This is a genomic window from Parolsenella sp. (assembly GCF_982402205.1).
This window is the reverse complement of record NZ_CEVYAT010000116.1, coordinates 1-5,257: the sequence shown is the minus strand read 5'-3', so window position 1 is coordinate 5,257 and position 5,257 is coordinate 1. Positions and strand designations below refer to the sequence as shown.

At 69.3% G+C, this 5,257-nt stretch carries 5 protein-coding genes; all 5 read left to right on the top strand.

Annotated features, from left to right (window positions below; genetic code table 11):
- Nucleotides 1-835: TRCF domain-containing protein (locus AC1VTH_RS06475; protein ID WP_481335353.1), on the top strand; the 835-nt coding region annotated here is incomplete at its 5' end.
- Nucleotides 836-967: 132 nt separating this feature from the next.
- Nucleotides 968-2,056 carry a Gfo/Idh/MocA family protein gene (locus AC1VTH_RS06470; RefSeq protein ID WP_481335352.1) on the top strand — a complete coding sequence of 363 codons (1,089 nt, stop codon included), beginning with the start codon at nt 968-970 and terminating at the stop codon, nt 2,054-2,056.
- A gap of 75 nt (nt 2,057-2,131) precedes the next feature.
- Nucleotides 2,132-4,045, top strand: a complete 1,914-nt coding sequence (gene mazG, locus AC1VTH_RS06465) for a nucleoside triphosphate pyrophosphohydrolase (protein WP_481335351.1) — start codon at nt 2,132-2,134, stop codon at nt 4,043-4,045.
- Between the two features lie 113 nt (nt 4,046-4,158).
- A complete protein-coding gene (locus AC1VTH_RS06460; RefSeq protein WP_481335350.1) occupies nt 4,159-4,842 on the top strand; it encodes a hypothetical protein in 684 nt (227 codons plus the stop codon).
- The coding region (locus AC1VTH_RS06455) for a Ppx/GppA phosphatase family protein (RefSeq protein ID WP_481335349.1) at nt 4,843-5,257 on the top strand (415 nt) is incomplete at its 3' end. It lies immediately after the preceding gene.

Genomic DNA, 5,257 nt, shown 5'->3' with positions numbered 1-5,257 from the left:
GCTGGTGGCGACCACCATCATCGAGAGCGGCATCGACAACCCGCACACTAACACGCTCATCATTGAGGATTCGCAGCGTCTAGGCCTCGCGCAGCTCTACCAGCTCAAGGGTCGCGTGGGGCGTGGGCGCACGCAGGCCTATGCCTACTTCATGTTCCCCGGCGAGCGCCCGCTCACGCCCGAGGCCACCGAGCGCCTCACGGCGATCAACGAGTTCCAGGAGCTGGGCAGTGGCATGCGCGTGGCCATGCGCGACCTCGAGATCCGCGGCGCGGGCTCGCTCATGGGCGCCGAGCAGCACGGCAACCTCTCGAGCGTGGGCTTCGACCTGTTCACCCAGATGCTGGGCGAGGCCGTGGCCGAGGCCAAGGGCGAGAGCGGCGAGGAACTCGCGAGCAGCGAGGTCAACATCAACCTGCCGGCCGACTTCTACCTGGCCGAAGAGTACCTGCCCGAGGTCGATCGCCGCGTGCTCGTCTACCGCAAGCTCGCCTGCGCCGTGGAGCTCGTCGAGGTCGACGCGCTGCAGAGGGAGTGCGAGGAGAAGTTCGGCAGCCTGCCACAGGCGGCCAAGAACCTCTTCGACCGCACGCGCATCCGCGTGCGCGCCCAGCGCCTGGGCGTGGCGAGCGTGTCGGTCGCAAGCGGCCGTCTCATGTTCCAGGGACTCAAGTGCAACCGTGACCTCACGCTCAGGCTCAAGGAGCAGGGCGCCCTCGTCTATCCCAAGACCGAGAAGGTCGCCTATCCCATAGCCCGCGGCAACGCCGACGTCGTCTCGCAGGCCCTCGCGGTCCTGGAGCTCGCCGGCGGCGACGACGAACCCGAGGAGTAGTGCCTGCGCTTCTCTCATGCAATGTGTGGCAAACGCGCCTAAAACTCGCTCTTGGCGGCGATAATTAGGCGCGTTAAGCACGCACAGCGCGGCCGGCGCCCGCTTGGGCCGGGCCGCGGGAGAGGAGCACCCATGGCACTCGTCACCAACCCCCAGGCGATCGACTCCGCGGCTTCTGCCGCCGCCGCGTTCGAGGCCGTTGCCAACAAGCCGTTCCCCACGGACATCTTCGAGGCCCCGCAGCTGCGCTGGGCCGTCATCGGCTGCGGCGTCATTGCCAACCAGATGGCGCAGGCCCTGGCGCTTGCCGGCCGCCACTTCGTGGCCGTGCAGAACCGCACGCGCTCAAAGGCCGACGCCTACGCCCAGCGCTGGGGCGTCGAGCGCGTCTACGACACCCCCGAGGAGCTCTACGCCGACCCCGAGGTCGATGTCGTCTACATCACCACACCCCACAACACCCACATCCAGTTCCTGCGCGGTGCCCTGGGGGCAGGCAAGCACGTCCTGTGCGAGAAGTCCATCACGCTCAACTCCGAGGAGCTCGCCGAGGCCCAGGCCATCGCCGACAAGAACCACGTGCAGCTCATCGACGGCACCACGATCTTGCACATGCCGCTCTACCGCGGCCTCATCGCCCGCGCGATGGCCGGCGACTTTGGCAAGCTCAACCTCGCCACGCTCAACTTTGGCAGCTACAAGGACTACGACCCCACCAACCACTTCTACAATCCCAAGCTCGCCGGCGGCGCCATGCTCGAGATCGGCGTCTACCCCGTTACGCTCGCCCGCCTGTTCTTGGTGAGCCAGCCCGTTGACGTCATCTCGATCTGCAACGCGTGCGAGACGGGCGTCGACGTCACGAGCGGCATCGTCATGCGCAACGCCGAGATGCAGATGGCCACGATCACGATGTCGCTGCACTCCAAGCAGCCCAAGCGTGCGATGCTCTCCTTCGAGGACTGCTACGTCGAGATCATGAACTACCCGCGCGCCGACCGCGCCACCATCACCTGGACGGCCGACAACCGCCGCGAGGAGATTCACGTGGGCGAGGAGGCCTACGCGCTGTGCTACGAGGTGGCAGACCTCGAGCGCGCCGTCGCGGGGGATGCGGTCGAGGACGCGATGATCGCCTACACCACCGACGTCATGGCCATCATGACGCAGCTGCGCCGCCAGTGGGGCGTGCGCTATCCCGAGGAAGAGGGCCTGGCGTAAGGGTCGCGTCAGGGTTATGGGAGGACACCGTCTCCGGCGCTACACTGGGCGCAAAACCAAGGAGAGGAAACGAGTATGACTGCAGCAAACATCGCGTCGTTCATCCGCGGCGCGCACCACCTCGTCTATCGCCCCGACGGCCTCGTGAGGCCGTCGCGCATGTCCGACAAGCAGATGGACGCCGCCAAGGAGGCCGGTCGCGCCCGCGCCGCGAGCTACACGGCCGGCGTCACGATTGACCTGGTCACCGATGGTGATGAGGTCTCGTTCGACTGCTCCGTCGTGCGGCCCCTGCACCTCGAGAGCGCCGCCGTGCGCGAGACGATCGAGCTCGCCCGCGGCCGCGGCGATGACCGCGAGCCCGAGGCGGGCCTCGTCGACGGCATCGACCTGTACGTCGACGGCTCCTACGTCCTTACGGCCCCCGTGGCAGACGGCCCCGTCACGCTGCGCTTCCCCAACGAGGGCCACGCGCCCGCCCACGTAGTCGTCTACCTTCCCTGCCTCATGTCCGTTGCGGTGGGCAACCTCTCGACCAACGGTAGCCTCGAGCGCGCGCCCGAGCGCGGCTACCTGCTCGCCCTGGGCGACTCGATTACCCAAGGCTACGTCGTGGGGCAGCCCGGCGGCACCTGGCCGGCGCGCGTCTCGCGCGTGCTCGGCCTCGATCTCGTGAACCAGGCCATTGCCGGCCATCACTTCGACGCGCACACCCTGCGCGGCATGAAGCTGCTGCGCGAGAACCCGCCCGCGGCCATCGTCGTGGCCTACGGCACCAACGACTGGTCGCACACCGCAAGCGGGGCCGAGCTCGTGGAGAACATGAGTCGCTACCTCGCCAAGCTCGCCGACCGCTTCCGCGACACGCCCATCTTCGTGCTGAGCCCCGTCTGGCGTGCCGACGTCGACGAGCCGCGCGCCTGCGGCCGCACGCTGGTCTGGGTCGCGAGCATCCTGTGTGACGAGTGCGCCCGCCTGGGCCTCACCTTCGTCGACGGCACGGACCTCGTGCCGGCCGACCCCTCGCTCTATGCCGACGGCCGCCTGCACCCGGGCCTCGAGGGCGCCCGCCACATGGCGGCCGGCGTGGTCGAGAAGCTCTCCGAGGCCGGGCTCGTCGAGCTCCTGGGCGGAGACCACGACGGCCCCCGTGCACGCGCCGATGCCCAGACGAGCCTGCGCGCCGACGCCCCCGGCCGCCAGCGCGAGCTCGAGCAGGCCGTTCGCACGATCTGGCGCCTCTGCCAGCCCGACGGCTGCCCCTGGGATCGCGTCCAGACGCACGAGAGCATCAAGAAGAACATGATCGAGGAGGCCTACGAGGCCGTCGACGCCATCGAGGCACACGACCCCGCCCACCTGCGCGAGGAGCTGGGAGACGTCCTCATGCAGGTGCTGCTCCACGCCCAGATCGCCGCCAACGCCGGCGAGTTCACGTTTGCCGACATCTGTCGCGACCTCGACGACAAGCTCGTGAGGCGCCACCCGCACGTGTTTGGCTCGGGTGTCTCGGCCAGCGACGCCAACGAGGTACTCGACATCTGGAGCAAGGTCAAGCTCGAGGAGCGCAAGGGCGCGGCGGATGCCGAGGGCGAGGCCCCCACGAGCCTGCTCGACGCCGTGCCGCGCGCCCTGCCGTCGCTCATGCAGGCCCAGAAGATCTCGAAGAAGGCTGCCGCCTGCGGCTTTGACTGGGAGACCACCGAAGACGTCTGGGCAAAGGTCGACGAGGAGCGCGCGGAGTTCTCGAACGAGGACCGCGGCAGCGAGGCTGCGGCCGAGGAACTGGGCGACGTCCTGTTCAGCCTGGTCAACGTCGCCCACAAGGAGGGCGTCGACGCCGAGACGGCGCTGCGCCTGAGCTGCGACAAGTTCCGCTCGCGCTGGTCTGCCATGGAGGGGGCGGCCCGCGAGCGGGGAGCCGTTCTCGAGGACCTCTCGCATGATGAGCTTGAGGAGCTTTGGGCCCGGGCCAAGCGCGAGGGCTAAACTGTAGCCTGCATAACAGATAAGCGAGACCAAACGCGCCCGCCCGGCTTCCCGGACGGGCGCGACCTCGCAGGCATGTGTTCGACAGCAGCAGAAACGAAGCAGGAACATTCATGACCGATTTCTCCAGCCAGCCGCAGCGCCCGCGCTACGCGAGCCATGAGCGCCCGCGCGGCGCCGAGGGGTCCGCGCGCTACCGCGCCTCCGACAACGCGCGCGTTGCTCGCCCCACGCATGCGCGCGACCATGCCGTTCAGGGGCGCGACCAGGCGCGCGGCCGCGTTCGCGAGCGCGCCTCCGAGCAGGGCCGTGCCCATGCCTCGAGCCGCGTGGCCTCGCGTGGCCGCGAGCGGGGCGCCGCCAAGGCCTCTCCCGCGCAGGCGGTTGTGGGCTGGTGCTCCTCGCACCTCATGCTGTGCATCGTCGTGGGCATCATCGTGGTCGTGCTGGGTGCGCTCTACTCGCCCGCCAAGGCCCTCTACGGCGCGCGCCGCACCAACGCCGTGCTCGCCCAGCGCCTCGACGCCGCCACCTCGAGCGCCCAGACCCTCCAGAGCGAGGTCGACTCGCTGATGACCCGCGAGGGCATCGAGGACGAGGCGCGCCGCCGCGGCTACGTCCAGGAGGGCGACACCGCCGTCGACATGGACGGCGTGACCGACTCGGGCAGCGCCACGACCGACGAGAGCGTCACCAACGACACGTCCGCCACGACCGATGAGGAACCGACGCCCTGGTACACCTCGGTGCTCGACTTCATCTTTGGCTATGACCCCTCGACCCAGGGAGTTGGATAGATGGGACGCGTCGCCGTCATCGACATCGGAACCGTGACCTGCCGCCTGGGCGTGGCGAGCGTCGCGGCCGGCCACGTCGAGAGCTGCCCCAAGACCTCGACCATCTGCAACCTGGGGGAGGGCGTGGCCGAGACGGGCGCCCTGTCGGCCGCCGCGTGCGAGCGCGTCGTCTCCTGCGTGCGCGGCTACCTCGAGGCGGCCCGCGAGGCTGGCGTCGAGGTTGCCTGCTGCACGCTCACGAGCGCCGCTCGCGACGCCTCGAACTCCGAGGACCTGCTGGGCGCGCTTCGCGGGCTGGGGGTCGACCCGCAGGTCATCCCCGGCGAGGTCGAGGGCTCGCTCACGTTTCTGGGCGTGGCCCAGGACTTCGCGGGCCAGCGCATCGTCGTGGCCGACAACGGCGGTGGCTCCACCG

Excerpts from the sequence above, each read along its gene's own strand:
- mazG (WP_481335351.1), top strand. The coding sequence starts at position 2,132 with ATGACTGCAGCAAACATCGCGTCGTTCATCCGCGGCGCGCACCACCTC.
- AC1VTH_RS06470 (WP_481335352.1), top strand. The coding sequence starts at position 968 with ATGGCACTCGTCACCAACCCCCAGGCGATCGACTCCGCGGCTTCTGCC.
- AC1VTH_RS06460 (WP_481335350.1), top strand. The coding sequence starts at position 4,159 with ATGACCGATTTCTCCAGCCAGCCGCAGCGCCCGCGCTACGCGAGCCAT.